Source organism: Mucilaginibacter gracilis (assembly GCF_003633615.1).
GTDB classification, from domain to species: domain Bacteria; phylum Bacteroidota; class Bacteroidia; order Sphingobacteriales; family Sphingobacteriaceae; genus Mucilaginibacter; species Mucilaginibacter gracilis.
This window is the reverse complement of the sequence record NZ_RBKU01000001.1, coordinates 5,498,485-5,515,874: the sequence shown is the minus strand read 5'-3', so window position 1 is coordinate 5,515,874 and position 17,390 is coordinate 5,498,485. Positions and strand designations below refer to the sequence as shown.

21 protein-coding genes are annotated in these 17,390 nt (G+C 41.7%); 14 read left to right on the top strand and 7 right to left on the bottom strand.

Annotated elements, in window-relative coordinates; translation table 11 throughout:
• Positions 1-229: 229 nt before the first annotated feature.
• The 4 genes from BDD43_RS24465 to BDD43_RS24450 form a co-directional block, all read right to left on the bottom strand.
• The gene (locus tag BDD43_RS24465) at positions 230-556 is read right to left on the bottom strand and encodes a DUF3276 family protein (RefSeq protein ID WP_121200627.1); all 327 of its coding nucleotides are present in this window, start codon (positions 554-556) and stop codon (positions 230-232) included.
• 119 nt (positions 557-675) lie between these two features.
• Positions 676-1,497 carry a hypothetical protein gene (locus BDD43_RS24460; RefSeq protein ID WP_121200625.1) on the bottom strand — a complete coding sequence of 274 codons (822 nt, stop codon included), beginning with the start codon at positions 1,495-1,497 and terminating at the stop codon, positions 676-678.
• Positions 1,498-1,527: 30 nt separating this feature from the next.
• On the bottom strand, positions 1,528-3,315 hold the full coding sequence (locus BDD43_RS24455) for an ABC transporter ATP-binding protein (protein WP_121202105.1): 1,788 nt from the start codon (positions 3,313-3,315) through the stop codon (positions 1,528-1,530).
• A 158-nt stretch (positions 3,316-3,473) separates the two neighbouring features.
• Positions 3,474-3,920, bottom strand: coding sequence for a DUF4348 domain-containing protein (locus BDD43_RS24450; RefSeq protein WP_162847164.1), 447 nt, complete (start codon positions 3,918-3,920; stop codon positions 3,474-3,476).
• Positions 3,921-4,094: 174 nt separating this feature from the next.
• On the opposite strand from BDD43_RS24450, the gene BDD43_RS24445 reads away from it, so the two are divergent.
• The 10 genes from BDD43_RS24445 (at position 4,095) to BDD43_RS24405 (ending at position 11,252) form a co-directional block, all read left to right on the top strand.
• Positions 4,095-5,186: a Glu/Leu/Phe/Val dehydrogenase dimerization domain-containing protein gene (locus BDD43_RS24445; RefSeq protein WP_121200621.1), complete on the top strand. Its 1,092-nt coding sequence runs from the start codon at positions 4,095-4,097 to the stop codon at positions 5,184-5,186.
• Positions 5,187-5,238: 52 nt separating this feature from the next.
• Positions 5,239-6,186: a transcription antitermination factor NusB gene (gene nusB / locus BDD43_RS24440; protein WP_121200619.1), complete on the top strand. Its 948-nt coding sequence runs from the start codon at positions 5,239-5,241 to the stop codon at positions 6,184-6,186.
• Positions 6,187-6,199: 13 nt separating this feature from the next.
• Complete coding sequence (locus BDD43_RS24435; protein WP_121200617.1) at positions 6,200-6,652, top strand: DUF1573 domain-containing protein; 453 nt, start codon at positions 6,200-6,202, stop codon at positions 6,650-6,652.
• A 21-nt stretch (positions 6,653-6,673) separates the two neighbouring features.
• Positions 6,674-6,994, top strand: coding sequence for a preprotein translocase subunit YajC (gene yajC, locus BDD43_RS24430; RefSeq protein ID WP_121200615.1), 321 nt, complete (start codon positions 6,674-6,676; stop codon positions 6,992-6,994).
• A gap of 89 nt (positions 6,995-7,083) precedes the next feature.
• Positions 7,084-7,653, top strand: a complete 570-nt coding sequence (locus BDD43_RS24425; RefSeq protein ID WP_121200613.1) for a hypothetical protein — start codon at positions 7,084-7,086, stop codon at positions 7,651-7,653.
• A 336-nt stretch (positions 7,654-7,989) separates the two neighbouring features.
• Positions 7,990-8,937 (top strand): CdaR family protein, encoded by a 948-nt coding sequence (locus tag BDD43_RS24420; protein ID WP_121200612.1) that lies wholly within the window; start codon positions 7,990-7,992, stop codon positions 8,935-8,937.
• Complete coding sequence (gene coaE, locus BDD43_RS24415) at positions 8,937-9,536, top strand: dephospho-CoA kinase (RefSeq protein WP_121200610.1); 600 nt, start codon at positions 8,937-8,939, stop codon at positions 9,534-9,536. The genes BDD43_RS24420 and coaE overlap by 1 nt, the downstream gene beginning before the upstream one ends.
• Complete coding sequence (locus tag BDD43_RS24410) at positions 9,533-10,471, top strand: MBL fold metallo-hydrolase (protein WP_121200608.1); 939 nt, start codon at positions 9,533-9,535, stop codon at positions 10,469-10,471. The genes coaE and BDD43_RS24410 overlap by 4 nt, the downstream gene beginning before the upstream one ends.
• Positions 10,468-10,632 carry a DUF5522 domain-containing protein gene (locus tag BDD43_RS30250; RefSeq protein ID WP_162847163.1) on the top strand — a complete coding sequence of 55 codons (165 nt, stop codon included), beginning with the start codon at positions 10,468-10,470 and terminating at the stop codon, positions 10,630-10,632. The genes BDD43_RS24410 and BDD43_RS30250 overlap by 4 nt, the downstream gene beginning before the upstream one ends.
• Before the next feature lie 170 nt (positions 10,633-10,802).
• Entirely contained in the window at positions 10,803-11,252 is a 450-nt protein-coding gene (locus BDD43_RS24405) for a MarR family winged helix-turn-helix transcriptional regulator (RefSeq protein ID WP_121200606.1), read from the top strand.
• A gap of 226 nt (positions 11,253-11,478) precedes the next feature.
• On the opposite strand, the gene BDD43_RS24400 is transcribed toward BDD43_RS24405, so the two are convergent.
• The 3 genes from BDD43_RS24400 to BDD43_RS24390 are packed head-to-tail and all read right to left on the bottom strand — an operon-like array spanning position 11,479 to position 13,497.
• The gene (locus tag BDD43_RS24400; RefSeq protein WP_121200604.1) at positions 11,479-12,201 is read right to left on the bottom strand and encodes a ZIP family metal transporter; all 723 of its coding nucleotides are present in this window, start codon (positions 12,199-12,201) and stop codon (positions 11,479-11,481) included.
• Position 12,202: 1 nt separating this feature from the next.
• Entirely contained in the window at positions 12,203-12,766 is a 564-nt protein-coding gene (locus tag BDD43_RS24395) for a phosphatase PAP2 family protein (protein WP_121200602.1), read from the bottom strand.
• Entirely contained in the window at positions 12,763-13,497 is a 735-nt protein-coding gene (locus BDD43_RS24390) for a class I SAM-dependent methyltransferase (RefSeq protein WP_121200601.1), read from the bottom strand. The genes BDD43_RS24395 and BDD43_RS24390 overlap by 4 nt, the downstream gene beginning before the upstream one ends.
• Before the next feature lie 113 nt (positions 13,498-13,610).
• Between BDD43_RS24390 and glmM the strand changes: the two genes are divergently transcribed.
• From glmM to BDD43_RS24370, 4 genes are all read left to right on the top strand, one after another.
• Complete coding sequence (glmM, locus tag BDD43_RS24385; protein ID WP_121200599.1) at positions 13,611-14,999, top strand: phosphoglucosamine mutase; 1,389 nt, start codon at positions 13,611-13,613, stop codon at positions 14,997-14,999.
• Positions 15,000-15,082: 83 nt separating this feature from the next.
• On the top strand, positions 15,083-15,457 hold the full coding sequence (locus BDD43_RS24380; protein WP_121200597.1) for a four helix bundle protein: 375 nt from the start codon (positions 15,083-15,085) through the stop codon (positions 15,455-15,457).
• A gap of 63 nt (positions 15,458-15,520) precedes the next feature.
• Positions 15,521-16,657, top strand: coding sequence for a cysteine desulfurase family protein (locus BDD43_RS24375; RefSeq protein ID WP_121200595.1), 1,137 nt, complete (start codon positions 15,521-15,523; stop codon positions 16,655-16,657).
• A 2-nt stretch (positions 16,658-16,659) separates the two neighbouring features.
• Positions 16,660-17,379: a hypothetical protein gene (locus BDD43_RS24370; RefSeq protein WP_121200594.1), complete on the top strand. Its 720-nt coding sequence runs from the start codon at positions 16,660-16,662 to the stop codon at positions 17,377-17,379.
• Positions 17,380-17,390: the final 11 nt, after the last annotated feature.

Below are 17,390 nucleotides of genomic sequence, written 5' to 3'. Positions count from 1 at the left end.
CTGTAGTCGGAGACTACAGTCATAATAGTTCGAAGTCAGAGACTTCGAACAGCATTTTTATAAAAAGGGAAAAAGTAACATTTCTGCTTTGCTATTCGAAGTCGGAGACTTCGAATAGCATTATGCCTGTAGTTTGCAACTACAGTAGAAGTTTATTTTATTCCGAAAAGAATATGGACAAACCTTATTGAATAAAAAAGGCCCTGCTTAACAGCAAGGCCTTTCCATATTATATCTCGAACGAAAAATCGTCGTTTACTTTGGCGGTTTCGGGTATTTCGTTGTATTCGTAGCGTTTTTCAACAACGTCCTGGTTGGCTTTAATGTAATCGATGGTATCTTTTAAGCCTTCGGCAAATTTTTCAAAATCTTCTTTGTATAAAAATATTTTGTGCTTGATAAAAACACCGTCTTCCAAACGTTTTTTACTCTCGGTTACGGTAATGTAATAATCGTTTGATCGTGTGGCTTTTACATCAAAAAAATAAGTTCTTTTTCCGGCCCTTACTTTTTTTGAAAATACTTCTTCGCGCTCCCTGTTATCAAAATCTCCCATCTTTATATTGTCTTGTTAGTTTGCTTGGGCTAAATATAGATATTTTTTGAAAGTACAAATACAAAAAGTGTATTATAATTCAATTTAATGTAAAAAAATTGTAATGATAACGGTTTGTATTAATCAATTTCGGCACTTTCGTAAATAGGCTTAATTAATTGCGGCTCATCAAAATTGTAGTAAAAAATACTGAAGGCCATAATAACTACGTAGGGTAGCAAAGCAAAAACCACCCTGATGCTAAATGGAGTTTGGGAGAGCATTAAAAAAACCGCAAAAACGGCCAGCATAATTCCCTCGGCTAATATCAGGATATTGATTTTTTTGCTGATATTACTTTCGGTTTTTTTGTTAAGATAATGTACATCGAAAAATAAACCACATAAAACCAAACAGCCAAAGCCATTAGTTAAAACCACCACGCCAGGGTAGGTAGAAAGCAGTTTTTCTAAATGCCCGTTTGCTGTTGTATCAAAAGCATATAGCAGCACTATCAAAAACACCGGCGCGATGAAGATTGTTGTGAACCATACCTTAAATACGTATTTGTAATTAGGGAAACGGCTCTCGTCAATCTCATTCATTAAAGTATGTAAAAAAACGGCAATCAGCATCAGCAAACTAAAACCCATGAGGCCCGAGCCGGCTAAAATTGAATTAATACCCGTGTTTGTATTATTATTGGCAGGTTGTAAACTGGCGTATACGCTTTGGCCAATACCTATTACTTCTATTAAAATGGCTGCCGCTAAACCATATATAAATTTAATGTTTTTTCCTTTGGGCTCTGCCATTGGCCCTGCCGTTAAATAATCTGCTGACTTATTCGACGGATTAGTCATGAAAATGTTATTAGCCTTAATGGCTGTCCAAATTCTGTAAACAAAGGTAGTAGATGCTAATACTAATATTATAGTAAGATAAAAAGCGTCGGCAGTCATTATACTTCTTAATTGTGATTATTGATTAGGTTACGCCGTTTCCTGCTCTTCTAACAACTGCTTTTCGTACAGTTCAAAATAGGCGGCTTTGTTGGCCATTAGCTGGGCGTGTGTGCCTTGTTCCAGTATTTTGCCGTTGTCCATTACCAAAATTTTGTCGGCATTTTTTATGGTTGATATGCGGTGGGCAATAATAAGGCTGGTTTTATTTTGCATACTGCGGCCCAGGTTGTTTAATATCTCTTCCTCGGTTTTGGTATCTACGGCCGATAGGCAATCGTCAAAAATTAATATCTGGGGTTCTTTCACAATGGCGCGGGCTATTGATACCCTTTGTTTTTGCCCGCCCGATAGTGTGATGCCGCGTTCGCCTATCATGGTTTCAAAACCCTTTTCAAACTCCATAATATTGCTGTAAACGGCGGCATTTTTTGCGGCCTGCTCAACAACGGGCATGTTAAGTACATCGGCACTAAAGGCTATGTTGTTGGCAATCGTGTCCGAAAATAAAAAAACTTCCTGCGGTACAAAGCCAATTTGGGCGCGGTAGCTTTCCAGGTTTAGCTGTTTAATGGGTTTATCGTCAATGAGTATCTCGCCGCCGGTGGTATCATACATGCGCATAATTAAATTGGCTATTGTTGATTTGCCCGACCCTGTACGGCCAATGATAGCCACCAACTGGCCAGGTTCTGCGGAAAAAGAAACATCATCCAACGCTTTGATACCCGTATCGGGGTAATCAAAACTTACATTTTTAAACTCAATTTTACCTTTAATATCCTGCTTTTGTTTATTGATGGATTTAATTTCGGGCTCCTCGTGCAAAAACTCGTTAATGCGCTTTTGCGATGCCGCCGCCCGCTGCACCAGCGACGATACCCAACCCAAACTCATCACCGGGAAGGTGAGCAGCCCCAGGTAAACAATAAATTCGGCAATGTTACCGGCAGTTATATTGCCTTTTATAACCTCAACACCGCCAACGTAAAGGGTGATAATGGTGCTTAAACCAACCAGCAGCAGCATGAGCGGGAAAAACAGGGCCTGCACCATTACCAAATCCATCGACTGGCTTTTGTAGCCGTCGCTCTCCTTAGCAAAGCTTTCGCGCACAAAACCTTCGCGAACGTATGATTTGATTACCCTAATGCCCGAAAAGTTTTCCTGCACAAAGCTTGATAAGGTTGACAGCCGTTTTTGTATCCTTTCGCTGCGGCTTTCAATAATGTTGTTTACGTAATATATCATGAGGGCTAAAACCGGCATAGGCAATAACGATAGCAGGGCCAGTTTAGGGTTAACGCTCACCATAAAATAAATGGCTATTATAAAAAGGGTAACGGTATTGCAGGCATACATAATGGCCGGGCCAAGGTACATGCGCACGCGGGTCACATCTTCGGTAACGCGGTTCATTAAATCGCCGGTGTTGTGGCGGCGGAAAAACGCGAGCGACAGGGCCTGGTAGTGGGCATATATTTCGTTCTTTAAATCGTACTCAATATGGCGCGACATTAATATAATGGTTTGCCGCATAAAAAACACAAACAAACCGCGCAGCAACGCCAGCACCAATACCAGCGTGCCAAACAGCAACAAGCTTGAACCAAAAATGCTGTACACCATAGGCTGCTGCTCAAAACCGTTAAGTAGCTGGTAGGTGCTAATGTTTTCGGTAACGAGGTTAAACGCTATGCGGATAATTTGCGCCGGAATGATGCCGAAAATATTAGATATGGTAACAAAAATAATCCCTGGTATTAAATGCCAGCGGTATTTGTATAAAAACTTATTGAGGTAGGCCAAGTGCTTCACAACAACAAAGGTAATGTTTAATGATTGAATGTTATTTAATGATTGAGTGATTGAAGGATTGAGTGATTGAATTTTGGGGAATGATTGGATATTTATGAGAATATTTGGCAGCTTTTTAAAAGTTGCCAAATCTAAACCGCAACTGCGTTACCCGGTAATCAATCGCCGTTATCTTCAATACCGGCCAGCCACCACTTGCTGCCTTTATTTATAAAGCGGTATTCCATATCATAACCGGTATCCTCAATGTTAATAATGGTTTTGTATTGAGTACTGTTTAGGTGTTTTGTTTGGACGATGTATTTTTCGGCCTTGCTATCTAAAGTGTTAAAATACTTCCAATCTGCTTTTTTTATCAATTTAATAGTATGGGTATCGTCATCATAGGTAATGGTTAACTTAACCGGAAAAATGATTCGCGAAAGCTGGAATACCGAATCGCGCTCAAAGTGTTTATAAAAGGTTTCAAAGTTTTTATCGGCGGGCTCGGTTATCTTTTTGGGGATTGCATTAACCATTTGGTGTTGGGGTTTTTGCACACAAGCCAGCGTGGTAATTAGTAATGCAAACCCAAATAAAGCTGCGGTTTTAAAAAGCTTTGGCATTCTCATATTTTAAAGCTACATATTTTTATACCATCGCAGCAAAGAATATTTGGCAACTTTTTAAAAGTTGGTAAATCTAAATGGTCATCAAAAGCAACAAAAAACAATATTGTACACTATAATTAAAAAAAACAGCTACTTTTGTGGCATATCATCATACCTGCTTTGTTAACCATGCCAGTGCCGCCATCAAATAATACACCTTCTGTATTTAATCAGCTAAGTGTGTTTGGCCATCAAAAGGTGGTTTACTGTAACGACGAGGCAACGGGTTTAAAAGCAATCATAGCCATTCACGATACTACTTTGGGCCCTGCATTGGGCGGTACACGCATGTGGCCCTATAAAACCGAAGAGGATGCCTTGCAGGATGTTTTGCGCCTTTCGCGCAGCATGACGTATAAGGCTGCCATATCGGGCTTAAACCTGGGCGGTGGCTCAACGGTTATCATTGGCGATTCGCACCGTGATAAAAACGAGGCTCTGCTGCGCATGTATGGCAAGTATATTAAAAACCTTAACGGCGAATATATTACTGCCGAAGATGTGGGCACCAATACCCGCGATATGGAATACATACGCATGGAAACCCAGTATGTTACCGGCGTGCCCGAAAGCATTGGCGGCAGCGGCGACCCTACACCTGTAGCCGCACGCGGTGTTTACATGGGTATTAAAGGGTGTTTAAAGGAGTTGTATGGTAACGATAATTTGGCAGGCCGGTCGGTAGTGGTGCAGGGTACGGGCCATGTGGGCGAAAACCTGGTAAAGCTGCTGCGCGATGAGAATGCCAAGGTGTACGTAAGCGATATTGACGACGACAGGCTGCGCCAGGTGGCAAAAAAATATGGTGCCGAACCGGTTGGCCACAACAGTATTTTTGACCTTGATGTTGATATTTATGCGCCCTGCGCTTTAGGTGCAACCATAAATACCGAAACAATTAAGCAGTTAAAATGTGCTATAATAGCGGGCTCGGCAAACAGCCAGTTAAAAGATGATAAGCTGCACGGGCAAATGCTGTTAGAAAAAGGCATTTTGTACGCGCCCGATTATGTAATTAACGCTGGTGGGTTAATAAACCTCTACTCGGAAATTGCGGGTTTTAATAAAAAACGAACCATGCAGCTAACCGAAAATATTTATGATGCGGTGCGCAATGTATTAAAACTATCAAAAACCGAAAACATACCAACCGTTGAGGCAGCCAATAAAATTGCCGAAAAACGGATAGCCGATATTAAAAAGATTAAAACAACATATTAATAAATTACAATTTTAACCGTGCGCGTTTGGCGCACAAAAACGTTCTTATCACATGTTAAACAGAAGGCACCTTAGGGTAAAAGTACTACAATCGTTATATGGCTTTTATCAGTCCGAAAAAAAGGATCTCCGTATTCACGAAAAATCATTGATTCAGAGTGTAGATAGCGTACACGAAATGTACATCTGGATGCTATCGCTCATTAACGAAGTTGTACAATACGCCGATACCGATGCAACCGGCCGTGCCGCCAAACACCTGCCCACCGCGGCAGATTTAGCACCCAACCTCAAAATTTTAAGCAATACGTTCATCAAATCGCTTAACCTCAATAAGGATTACATTTCGGCAGTAAAAAAATACAAAATACTGTGGAACTTTGATCCCGAACTAACCAAATCGCTGTTCGCTACACTAAAAAACTCATCGGAATATACCGAGTACCTGGAGAAAACCGACGATACCATCCATTCGGATAAAGACATTATTAAATTCATCTTCAAAAAAGTAATTTTAAAATCGTCATTAGCCGAGCAGGTTTTTGAGGATAAGTTTATTTACTGGCCCGTTGACCGTGATGTGCTACAGGCCCTTATTGCCAAAACCTTTAAAAACTTTGCTCACGAAGAGCCCGAAAAAAATAAACTGGCCGAAACCGTAGTGAACTGGGAAGACGACCGCGAATATATTGTGAACCTGTTTCAGCTAACCATTAGGCACGATGCGGCTTTCCAGGAAATGATAACCGCTAAAACCCAAAACTGGGAGCCCGAGCGTATTGCCATGATGGATACCTTGCTCATGAAAATGGCCATTGCCGAATTTATGTACTTTAACTCTATCCCCGTTAAGGTAACCATTAACGAGTACCTGGAAATTTCGAAGGAGTTTAGCACGCCAAAGAGTAATTCATTTATAAACGGTATATTGGACAAAATTTTAGCCGACCTTAAAGCCGAAGGAAAAATTAAGAAAACCGGCAGGGGATTAATGGAATAAATTAGAATTGACAATGAAAAAAATATTTTTAGCCCTAATTACAGCAGGCATGCTGGCGGCCTGCAACAACACCAGCAAACAAACAACAGCAACCAATGCCGATAGCGTAGCCGGCAAACCAACGGCTGCACAAATTGCTATGGCACCCGTAATTACGTTTGAAAGCGACAGCTACGATTTTGGTAAAATAAAAGAGGGCGATAAGGTATCGCACAATTTTAAATTTACCAATAGCGGTAAATCGCCGTTAATAATTAGCAGTGCGGTAGCATCATGCGGTTGCACCACGCCCGAGTGGCCCAAAGAACCCGTTAAACCCGGCGATAGCGGTGTAATTAAGGTTACCTTTAATAGCGCCGGTAAAGGTGGCCTGCAAGACAAGCTGATAACCATTACCGCCAACACCATACCGGCCCAAAACCTGGCGCACCTTAAAGGCGAAGTTGAAGTAACTAAAACTAAATAACACACATTTTTAATTAAGCAAATGATATCTACTATTCTATTACAGTTGCCAGGTGGCAGCATGACTCAAACATATATTATGTTCGGGTTAATTTTTGTTGTATTTTATTTTTTCATGATCCGTCCGCAAATCAAGAAACAAAAAGACCAGAAAAAATTTGTTGAAGAATTGCAAAAGGGCCACAAAGTGGTAACCACAGCCGGCATACACGGCAAAGTTGTTGAAATTAACGACATTACTGTACTGGTAGAAGTTGATAACGGCGTAAAAATCAAATTTGATAAATCGGCCATTTCGTTAGAAGCCTCAAAAGCTTTGAACGCTCCTGCGGTTGTTAAATAATTTCAGTCAAAGGCAAATTAGCATTGCAAAAGCTCCGGTAGGGGCTTTTGCTGTTTAAAAAAACCACACGGATAGTTAAAATGTAACGTATGATAGATACCTTATCGTGGAACATTAGCACTAACGCCATCCAAAACTATACAAAAGGCGATTGGGATGATGACTGCTTTTTTGAAACTATTGATGCAAAATACGGCATTTATATTTATGCTATTTCTGAATGGAGAATGGGTGCCTATGCTGCCCAAATCGCTATTTATAGCAATAAAGTAAATGTAATCCCGGCTGTAAATTCATCCACAGTTTGGGTGTACTTCAGCATGGCAACAACATTTAGTTACCTGCCACTTTCTGATTGCTTAATTTTTAAAATGCTGGCATTTAAAGATAATCCAACTCAAAAAACAATACCTTATTTATTGATAAAACCGCTTGAAAATAGCTTCGCGTTTATTCCCTACGATTTTAACTCTATTTATCACGGCTTTAACGAAGTGAAAAAAGATACCATATCACTTAATAAAAGCAATACATCACAAAGCGATGGCATACCTAACCTTCATGTAAATGAGGTTTTTGACATTGCCGGCATTGAATGGTTTAATCTGGAAAATTTTGATAATGCATTAAGTATTTATCATCGGTTGATAGGCCGTTAGCGATAGTAAAATGTCCGTAATCTTTCCTAACAATACCCCTCTATGTACCCCGATCTTTGGTAAACCCCTTAGGGGTTATATGTCGGTAGAAAAAAATGCCCCTGCAATCAATTCGTGCCATAGGTACGATACTTCGTCGATTGCTTAACATAAATAATCGTTAAGTATTGCACCTACGGCGCAAAAGAGTTTGGATATTGTTATTCTACCGAGCTATTGCACCTAACGGCGCAGCATTAGTAGCACAATCAAAATGCATAGCCCCCTCCAAAATCTTATCTAAAATCTCTCCCCTAATATCTCACATCTTCTTGCTAATTTTGGGGCACGGGTATTATGGCTATAATCAAACTATCAAAAAACGAACGCAGGCGGGTATCCGTATTTTTTACGTGTTTGTTTTTGGCTTTTGGGGCTTGGGTTTTAACCATGCTATCAAACCGGTACACCTACCAGTCTAAAATGGCGGTTACGTTTGTTAACCCGCCTTTAAGGCGTTCATTTAGGTCGTTACAGGCCGATACTGTTGATGCTAGGGTACAGGGGAGCGGTTGGGATATGATGTTTTCGCGCATGAATATGCAGGATAACCACATAGCCGTTAACCTTAAAACTTTAGATAACCATAACTATATATTGCTAAGTAGCCAGCTAAAAGCCATTAACGAAAAGCGGGCGGCCAACCAGCAAATACTAAGCTTTGACCCCGATACGCTGTATTTCGATTTTTCGTCGCGGGCGGTAAAACGGGTGCCTGTAGTTTTGCAATACAACGTGGTATTTAAGCGGCAATTCATCATATCCGACGATATATTGCTTAACCCCAATTACGTAACCATAAGCGGACCGGCAAAAACGCTGGCCAATATCAATTACTGGAAAACAGATTCGTTAAAGCTAACCGGTGTGGAAGACCCTGTAGACCAGGTAGTGCGCCTACAGCCCGTTGCCGAATCAAACATGAGTATTTTTCCTAAAAGTGTGCGGGTGCATATACCCGTGAGCGAGTTTACCGAAAAAACGGTTGAGGTACCGGTAAAGCTCATCAATAATAAAAATTACTATAACGTAAAAATAATTCCTCAAAAGGTAAAAATTACCTTCACGGTGGCCCTAAATAAATATGCCCAAACAGATGAGCATGCCTTTGAGGCCATTGCCGATCTGGATTTTTGGGAAAGTAAGGGCTACAAGCAACTGCCTGTAAAGGTTACGCTTTTTCCGCCGTATTGCAAGCTGGTGCGCATAGAGCCGCAAAATGTTGATTTTATTGTGAAAGAATAATGTTAAAAGTAGGTATAACAGGTAACATTGGCAGCGGCAAAACTACCATAAGCAAAGTGTTTGAGGTTTTAGGCATCCCCGTTTTTTACGCGGACGACCATGCCAAACGCGTAATGACGGACGACCCCATACTGATAGAAGCTATTAAAGCAACTTTTGGTGATGAGTCGTATTTTGAAGATGGCTCGTTAAACCGTAAATACCTGGCCAATATTGTTTTTAACAATAACCAGCAACTGGCAAAACTAAACGCCATAGCCCACCCGGCAACCTTTAGGGCCTTTGATAATTGGGTGAAAAACGTTGGCCATGTGCCTTATATTTTAAAAGAAGCAGCCTTGTTGTTCGAGAGTAGTTCGTACAAGTTATGCGATAAAAGTATGATGGTTTTTGCCCCGCTTGAGCTACGCATGAACCGCGTAATACTGCGCGATAACATTACCGCTGCCGAGTTTGAGAGCCGCAACTCCAAACAGTTTGCCGATGAGGACAAATTAAAACTGGCCGACTATGTGATAACTAATGATGATAGCAAACTGGTTATTCCGCAAGTGCTTGCCCTGCACCGCCAATTTTTACAACTCGCGCAGCAACTATGATACTGGCCGATTTTATTGTTTTTAACGCAAACGGCCTGTATTGCCCTTACGGCGATTTTTACCTGGATGCCAAACTACCCGTTAACCAATCGGTAATATCACACGCCCACGGCGATCATGCGGTGGGTGGCAGCACCAACGTTTACTGCACCGCGCCCACCGCAGCTTTTATGCTGCTGCGTAATGGTAAAACGGCGGCAAAGGTTTTTCACCATATAGCCTTTAACCAGGCTTTTGTTATTGGGGGCGTAAGTATTACGTTTATATCGGCGGGTCATATTTTGGGTTCGGCGCAGGTTTTAATGGTTTACCAGGGCATACGCTACCTGTACACCGGCGATTACAAGGTGCAGCCCGATGATACCTGCGAGCCTATTGAATGGGCCAAAGCCGATGTGCTTATTACCGAAACTACCTTTGCACACCCCCAAACGCAGCACCCCGATGCCGTTACCGAGATTAAAAAGCTTAACGGTATTAAAACCAATATTTTGCTGGGTGCCTACGCCTTAGGCAAAAGCCAGCGTTTAATTAAACTGATAAACCAGCATTGTCCGCAAAAAAAAATATTGGTGCATCATAAAATAATGCCGCTTAACGCCATTTACGAAAAATTTGGCTTCGCCCTGGGCAACTACCAAATGTATGGCCGCAAGTTAATGAAACAGCAAAACGAGTTTGTTTACTTAGTGCCACCCTTTACCTTTGAGAGTTATTTTAAGGCTACAGGCGTAAAGCGCCTATTTGCATCGGGATGGAAAAACTTGCAAACAAACGAGCAAGATACCCTGTTTATATCAGACCATGTGGACTGGAACGATATTTTGCAATGTGTTGAGCATACCCAACCCACGCAAATTTGGACCCTGCACGGCGACGGTGCCCATTTAAAGCAGCACTTTGCCGGTACTATTGAAGTTAAGTTATTAAAATGAGTTTGATAGAAGGCATTGATTATTACATTAACCCTGATGGTAACTTTGTTTTTATGGAGGCTTACCATTTAAAACGCGGCTACTGTTGTAAAAACGGTTGCCTACATTGCCCCTGGAAACCCCTTCCGTCCCCTGAAGGGGAAACTAATAAGGAGGAGTGAAACTTTGCATTGATGTGCAATGTTATTAAGTTAATAATGAATACCGAATGGTGAACAGTTAATTATGAAATTAACTTCGATGTTCGATATTCAAAATTGGGTGTTCAATATTTGTTGCAATTACGGGGTTAGGGGGTTAAATTTTTTTTGCAGATATTTGAGGCGTAAATATGCACATTGATAAGGAAATACAGAGCGATAAATTTGACGACAATTACCACCGTGTAACCGTTAATTTACTATACACTTATGGCTGGTTAGGTAATTTAGTGCGCGGCCAGTTCGAGAAGCATAACATTACCCAGCAGCAATTTAATGTGCTGCGCATTTTGCGCGGGCAGTTCCCCAAACCAGCAACGGTTAATTTGCTGAAGGAACGGATGATTGATAAAATGTCGGACGCATCGCGCATTGTGGATAGGTTGGTGCAAAAGGGCCTGGCAACGCGCTGTACCAACAATAAAGATCGCCGCTCGGTTGATATCCGCATCAGCGACGAGGGCCTCGAAATACTATCCAAAATGGATCACGAATACAAAGCCAAAGATTACCTGCAACAGCACCTCACCGATGAGGAAGCCGCCCAGTTAAGCGCGCTGCTGGATAAAATGCGAGGATAGGGGAGAGAGGCAAAAGTTAAGAAGTAGGAATCAAGACTCAAGAAGCAGGAATCAAGATCAAAACTACCTGTTGTTGCGAGGAACGAAGTAACCGAACGGAGGTATTTTAGCCCTGTATAATTCGCCGTTCTTCAGTGCGGTTGCCACACCATCGCTTGTAATGAATTTTTTTAAACCCCTTAATCGCGCCTGTTTTTTTTAAAATCTTGTTTCTTGATTCTACCCTCTAATTTAGTTCGCTCAAAAACAACACTAACGGAATACTTATCCCAGCCAAAACCACAAGCAGTTTCTTTAAATTAAACTTATGATCTTCGGTTGATTCGAACAGAATGGTGGTTGATATGTGCAGGAAGATACCGATTACAATACCCATTATGCGGTTAAAATATTGTTGCAGGTTACCCACCACGCCATTGCTTAATGCGTTGCTAAAAAGGTAACCTGCGGGTGCCATAATGGCAAACAGGAACAAGAAAAATATCATGCTTTTTTTAGATACCTTGTTGGCCAGCATTACGCTTGCCAAAGCAAAAGCAGCGGGTATATGGTGCAGTGCAATACCAAATACCAGTTGCACCTGGTAGCCTTGCGCAAGGGGCATACCTTCTAAAAAGGCGTGCAGGCAAAGGCTAAATAGTATGGCAAATGGGAAATGAAAATGGTTGCCGTGTGGTTTGTGAATGTGGCCGTGCTCAATCCCGTCCGAAAATTGTTCCAGAATAATTTGGAATAAAAAGCCTGCCAGTATAAAAACACCAACCATGTTATCGTTGCCATGATAGGCATCGGGTATTAAATGCAGTACGGTTATGGCAAAAAGATAGGCCCCGCTAAAAGATAATATGAGTTTAAGGTGCTTGCCATGATTGCCGTTGCGGAATAAAAATATGCTGATGCCCCCAAAAAAAGCGCAAAAAAACAAAAGTAGTATTTGCCAAACCTGCATGTTAAAATTGTGGTTGAAGTTTTTTGAACAACAAATATACTACGTAGCCCACCAGCAAGCCGTATAATGCGCCAAAAGTTACATCAAACGGATAATGCACGCCTACATACACCTGTGCAAAGCTGATAAAAAATGCCCACGCAATGGCTACCCACCAAATATACTTCCACCGGCTGTAAAATACCAGGCTAAAAAAACAGGCAATGGCAAAATGGTTGCTGGCATGCGCCGAAGGGAAACTATAGCCCGAGCCGCAAGGTATGCGCACAATAATGGTGCCGGCCAAAGCAGGCTCATGGCAGGGCCGAAGCCTTTTTACCCGGTTCTTAATTAATCCGGCGCTGCCGTAGTCGGCAATGGCAAAGGTTAGGGCCAGCAATACAATAATATAGGCTCCTGCTTTTTTATAGCGGTAAAGGCAAAAAATAAAAATAAAAACGTAAAGCGGTATCCAAACATTGGGGTTGCGCAAAAGTGGCATCAGCCAGTCAAAAAACGGGTTACCAAGGTCGTGATTCACAAAATAAAACAACCGCCTGTCTAATTGTAAAATTTGGTTGCTCATTGTGTTTTTCTACAAATAAAAATTAAGCGGTCGGAGTTTTTGCAATCAAACTCTTCCAGGTTATAGTTACCAAAGCAATGCAAAATTTCAAATCCGCTTTGTTTAAAAAACAAGCTAAAATCGTCCATGTTGTAAGCCATTACTTCTTCGGTAAAGGTATAGGGCTGGTTATGGTCAACAAAATCAATTTTTTTAACAATTTTACAGTTCTCAATTTTTTTGTGGATGTTAAAATCAATACTGCCAATAGTTTTATGCATAGCCGGGCAAAGGGTTTCAATAACCTTGCAGCTGTTAAAAAAATCAAGCACCAGCAGTCCATTGGGTTTTAGTGCCCTGTTAAAATTTTGCAACGCCTTTACATGTTCCTGGTTGGTTTCAAAATAGCCAAAACTGGTAAACAGGTTCATGGCAATGTCAAAATAGTTGGTGTAAAACAGGTAGCGCATATCGTGTACGTAAAAATGCAAGCGGCTGTTTTGGTATTGTTTGGCGTATTGTATGCTGGCAATGCTTAAATCAATCCCGGTAACATCAAAGCCTTTTTTATTGAGGTATATAGAGTGGCGGCCCCGGCCACAGGCAATATCAAGTAGCTTTGCATCGGCGCGGGGCTTAATATAGGCGCATAAATTATCAATAAAAAATTCGGCCTCGGCGTGGTTGCGTTGTTGGTAAAGTATGTGGTAGTAAGGCGAGTTAAACCAATTTTGAAACCACTTTTTGGGCATGATATTGTTACTATAAGGCCGCAAATATAGGTAATTTACATTGTGGTAACCTATAAATTAACATTGGCTATCGGTCAATTATTGTTATTTTTGCAGCCTAACATTTTTTTACCTTGACATTAATTAAATCAATTTCGGGAATTAGAGGCACCATTGGTGGTGCGCCTGGCGATGCGTTAACGCCATTAGATATTGTTAAATATACGTCGGCCTATGCCGCGTGGGCCGTTAAAAAATCGGGCATTAAAAAAATTGTTGTTGGCCGCGATGCCCGTATTTCGGGCCAAATGGTGAGCAATATTGTTATAGGTACCTTACAGGGTATGGGTATTGATGTGGTTGACCTTGGCCTATCAACAACGCCAACTGTTGAAATTGCCGTGCCGCTTGAAAAAGCCGCAGGTGGTATAATTTTAACCGCCAGCCACAACCCAAAACAATGGAACGCACTCAAATTATTGAATGAACACGGCGAATTTATTAACGATGCCGATGGCCAAACCGTTTTGGAAATTGCCGAAAAAAGCGATTTTGCTTACGCCGAAGTAAACGACCTGGGTACCGTTACCGTTGATGATACTTATATGCAAAAGCATATTGATGCCATACTTGCATTGCCTTTGGTTGATGTTGATGCTATTGCAAAAGCAAACTTTAAAATAGCTATCGACTGTGTAAACTCTACCGGTGGCATATTTGTACCTGCCTTGTTAAACGCTTTAGGCGTTAAAACCGTTTACCCCTTATTTTGCGAACCAGACGGTAAATTTGCCCACAACCCCGAGCCACTGCCCGAAAACCTGGGCGAACTGAGTAAAGAGGTACTGGCCAAAAAGGCCGACCTTGGTATTGCCGTTGACCCGGATGTAGACCGCCTTTGCTTTGTTTGCGAAGATGGCAACATGTTTGGCGAAGAGTACACCCTGGTTGCCGTTGCCGACTATGTGTTGAAGAATACTAGGGGCAATACGGTATCAAACCTATCGTCAACCCGTGCTTTGCGCGATGTTACCGAGGCCGCCGGTGCCGAGTACCATGCCGCCGCCGTGGGCGAGGTTAACGTGGTTAACAAAATGAAAGAAGTGAATGCCATTATTGGTGGCGAAGGCAACGGCGGGGTAATTTATCCCGAACTGCATTATGGCCGCGATGCTTTGGCCGGTATTGCCTTGTTTTTAACCCATTTGGCAAAAACAGGTAAAAGCATTTCGGTTTTAAGGCATAGCTATCCGGGTTATTTTATATCAAAAAATAAAATTACCCTAACGCCCGAAATGGATATTGATAGCTTGTTGCTGAAGGTTGAAGAGAAATACAAAAATCAGCCGCACAGCACTATCGACGGCTTGAAGATTGAGTTTGACAAACAATGGGTACACCTGAGAAGATCAAACACCGAACCCATCATCAGGATATATTCCGAAGGTGATTCAAACACTGTAGCCAACAATTTGGCTAATAAAATTATTGCCGATATCAAAGACATTTTGCAGGTGCAATGATTGAAGGATTGACTTATTGAAGGATTGAATGTTTTATGTTAGTAGTTGAAAATACTACATTAGGTGTTCAAATAAATCAATAAATGGAAAATCAAAACAAGGTTGACTTTGTAGAACAATTTCAAAAGAGGACAAAGAAATTTGTAGTTGATAACATAAAACTATTTAGGAAGCTTCCTAATACAGAAGAAGCGCGTATAGTTGGAAGGCAACTATTAAGATCATCGTCATCTGTAGGAGCAAATTATAGAGCAGCTTGCAGAGCGCGATCTCAGGCGGAATTTCATTCGAAATTATCTATAGTTGTGGAGGAAGCCGACGAAAGTGTTTTTTGGATGGAGATATTAGAGGAAGCAGAAATAATTGGAAATTCGGAATTATCTGATTTAACAAAAGAAGCAAACGAGATACTTAAAGTGCTTTCAAAGGCCCGAAAAACAATATCGGAAAAAAAATAAATTAGAGGGATTGAGCACAAAATCATTCAATCCCTCAATCATTCAGTCATTCAATCATTAATTATGCGTGTTTATTTAGATAATGCTGCCACAACGCCCGTTGATCCCGAAGTGCTGAAAGCCATGTACAGCGTAATGGAAAACCATTATGGTAACCCATCGTCAATCCATTCGCATGGGCGCGAGGTTCGTACCGTGATCGAAAAGGCGCGCAAAACTATTGCGGGTTTGCTGCGCACTTCTCCGGCAGAGATATTTTTTACATCCGGCGGTACCGAGGCCGATAATACAGCCATCCGTTGCAGCATTGCCGATTATGGTATTAAACATGCCATCACCACCAAAATTGAGCATCATGCGGTTTTGCATACTTTGGAGGCCCTGCAAAACGCCGGAACCATTGAGCTGAGCTTTGTTGATATTGAGCAACGCGGCAATATTGATATGGCCCACCTGGAAACGCTGCTGCAAAACCCCAATCGTAGTTTGGTATCGTTAATGCACGCCAATAACGAAATTGGCACCTTAACCGATATGGAACTGGTGGGCGACCTGTGCGAAAAATACAACGCCATTTACCATGCCGATACCGTGCAAACTATGGCACACTATCCGCACGATTTAAGTAAGCTTAAAGCGCACTTTATTGTTGGCGCAGCGCATAAATTTCACGGGCCAAAGGGTGTGGGTTTTTTACATGTAAACCATCGCATTAAAATAAAACCGATGATTTACGGCGGCTCGCAAGAGCGCAATATGCGCGGCGGTACCGAAAACGTTTACGGCATAGTGGGCCTTGCCAAAGCCCTGGAGATTGCCTATAACGAAATGCCGCAGCACCAGCAACACATCCAAAACCTAAAAAGCTATATGATGGCCCAGCTAAAGGCCAATATACCGGGCGTTGAGTTTAATGGCGAAACAGATGCCGCCAACAGCCTTTATACGGTACTAAACGTGTCGTTCCCCGAAATGGAAATGGCCGATATGTTGCTTTTTAGTTTAGATATTGCAGGCATCTCGGCATCGGGCGGCAGCGCATGCAGCTCTGGTACCGATATTGGTTCGCACGTTTTAACAGCCATAGGCGCCAGCCCTAACAGGCCCGCCGTGCGTTTTTCGTTCTCCAAATACAACACTAAAGAAGAAATAGATTATACTGTTGCCAAGGTGAGGGATATTTGTTTGGTAAACGCCTAAAAATGAAAACTCAACAATTTAACGTTATACCAGGCAGTTTTAATACCATCCGTAAAACCATACTTGTGCGCGCAATACCGCTGTTGCTTATTATGGCGGTTACCGGTATTTTTATCACAACAGCAACCACCACCACAACCGAGGTAAATATTTGGCCATATTTAATCCCTTTTATGTGCCTTATGTTAAGCTTTGGTTTATTTAGGGGGATAAAAAAGCAAAGGCTTTTGTTTGAAAGCTATGAGCTTACTATTGATAACGATACTTTGGTACGTAAGCAATTTAACACCGCAACCATAGCAATGCCGGTTAAGGAGGTTAACCAAATTGTTAAAAGCGTTAACGGCAGTTTTATTATAAAAGGAAAAAGCTCAAACAGCAATATTATAGTACCCGCCCAAATTGACAACTATGCGCAGCTCGAAACTACACTAAACCGCATTAAGCCAGTTACTGTTAAGCAAACCACCAACTTTTTTGCAAAATATGCTGGCTACGCCGGTGCCGCTATAAGCGCCGTTTTAATGATATGCGTTTATACTGTAAACAACAAAATAGTTGTAGGTACAGCCGGGCTTCTGTTGGTTGCCCTTATGGCGTGGAGTTTTTATAAAATACGTGCCAGCAAAAATACCGATGCAAAAACCAAGCGGTCGTCGCTTTACATTGTAATTGCTTTGATTGCCATCATTGTGATAGTTTACACCAAACTAGCGGCCTGATAGGGCATCTT

Bases quoted from the DNA above. Each gene is read 5' to 3' on its own strand.
- BDD43_RS24465 (WP_121200627.1), bottom strand. From the start codon at position 556: ATGGGAGATTTTGATAACAGGGAGCGCGAAGAAGTATTTTCAAAAAAA.
- BDD43_RS24460 (WP_121200625.1), bottom strand. From the start codon at position 1,497: ATGACTGCCGACGCTTTTTATCTTACTATAATATTAGTATTAGCATCT.
- BDD43_RS24450 (WP_162847164.1), bottom strand. From the start codon at position 3,920: ATGCCAAAGCTTTTTAAAACCGCAGCTTTATTTGGGTTTGCATTACTA.
- BDD43_RS24445 (WP_121200621.1), top strand. From the start codon at position 4,095: ATGCCAGTGCCGCCATCAAATAATACACCTTCTGTATTTAATCAGCTA.
- nusB (WP_121200619.1), top strand. From the start codon at position 5,239: ATGTTAAACAGAAGGCACCTTAGGGTAAAAGTACTACAATCGTTATAT.
- BDD43_RS24435 (WP_121200617.1), top strand. From the start codon at position 6,200: ATGAAAAAAATATTTTTAGCCCTAATTACAGCAGGCATGCTGGCGGCC.
- yajC (WP_121200615.1), top strand. From the start codon at position 6,674: ATGATATCTACTATTCTATTACAGTTGCCAGGTGGCAGCATGACTCAA.
- BDD43_RS24425 (WP_121200613.1), top strand. From the start codon at position 7,084: ATGATAGATACCTTATCGTGGAACATTAGCACTAACGCCATCCAAAAC.
- BDD43_RS24420 (WP_121200612.1), top strand. From the start codon at position 7,990: ATGGCTATAATCAAACTATCAAAAAACGAACGCAGGCGGGTATCCGTA.
- coaE (WP_121200610.1), top strand. From the start codon at position 8,937: ATGTTAAAAGTAGGTATAACAGGTAACATTGGCAGCGGCAAAACTACC.
- BDD43_RS24410 (WP_121200608.1), top strand. From the start codon at position 9,533: ATGATACTGGCCGATTTTATTGTTTTTAACGCAAACGGCCTGTATTGC.
- BDD43_RS30250 (WP_162847163.1), top strand. From the start codon at position 10,468: ATGAGTTTGATAGAAGGCATTGATTATTACATTAACCCTGATGGTAAC.
- BDD43_RS24405 (WP_121200606.1), top strand. From the start codon at position 10,803: ATGCACATTGATAAGGAAATACAGAGCGATAAATTTGACGACAATTAC.
- BDD43_RS24400 (WP_121200604.1), bottom strand. From the start codon at position 12,201: ATGCAGGTTTGGCAAATACTACTTTTGTTTTTTTGCGCTTTTTTTGGG.
- BDD43_RS24395 (WP_121200602.1), bottom strand. From the start codon at position 12,766: ATGAGCAACCAAATTTTACAATTAGACAGGCGGTTGTTTTATTTTGTG.
- BDD43_RS24390 (WP_121200601.1), bottom strand. From the start codon at position 13,497: ATGCCCAAAAAGTGGTTTCAAAATTGGTTTAACTCGCCTTACTACCAC.
- BDD43_RS24380 (WP_121200597.1), top strand. From the start codon at position 15,083: ATGGAAAATCAAAACAAGGTTGACTTTGTAGAACAATTTCAAAAGAGG.
- BDD43_RS24375 (WP_121200595.1), top strand. From the start codon at position 15,521: ATGCGTGTTTATTTAGATAATGCTGCCACAACGCCCGTTGATCCCGAA.
- BDD43_RS24370 (WP_121200594.1), top strand. From the start codon at position 16,660: ATGAAAACTCAACAATTTAACGTTATACCAGGCAGTTTTAATACCATC.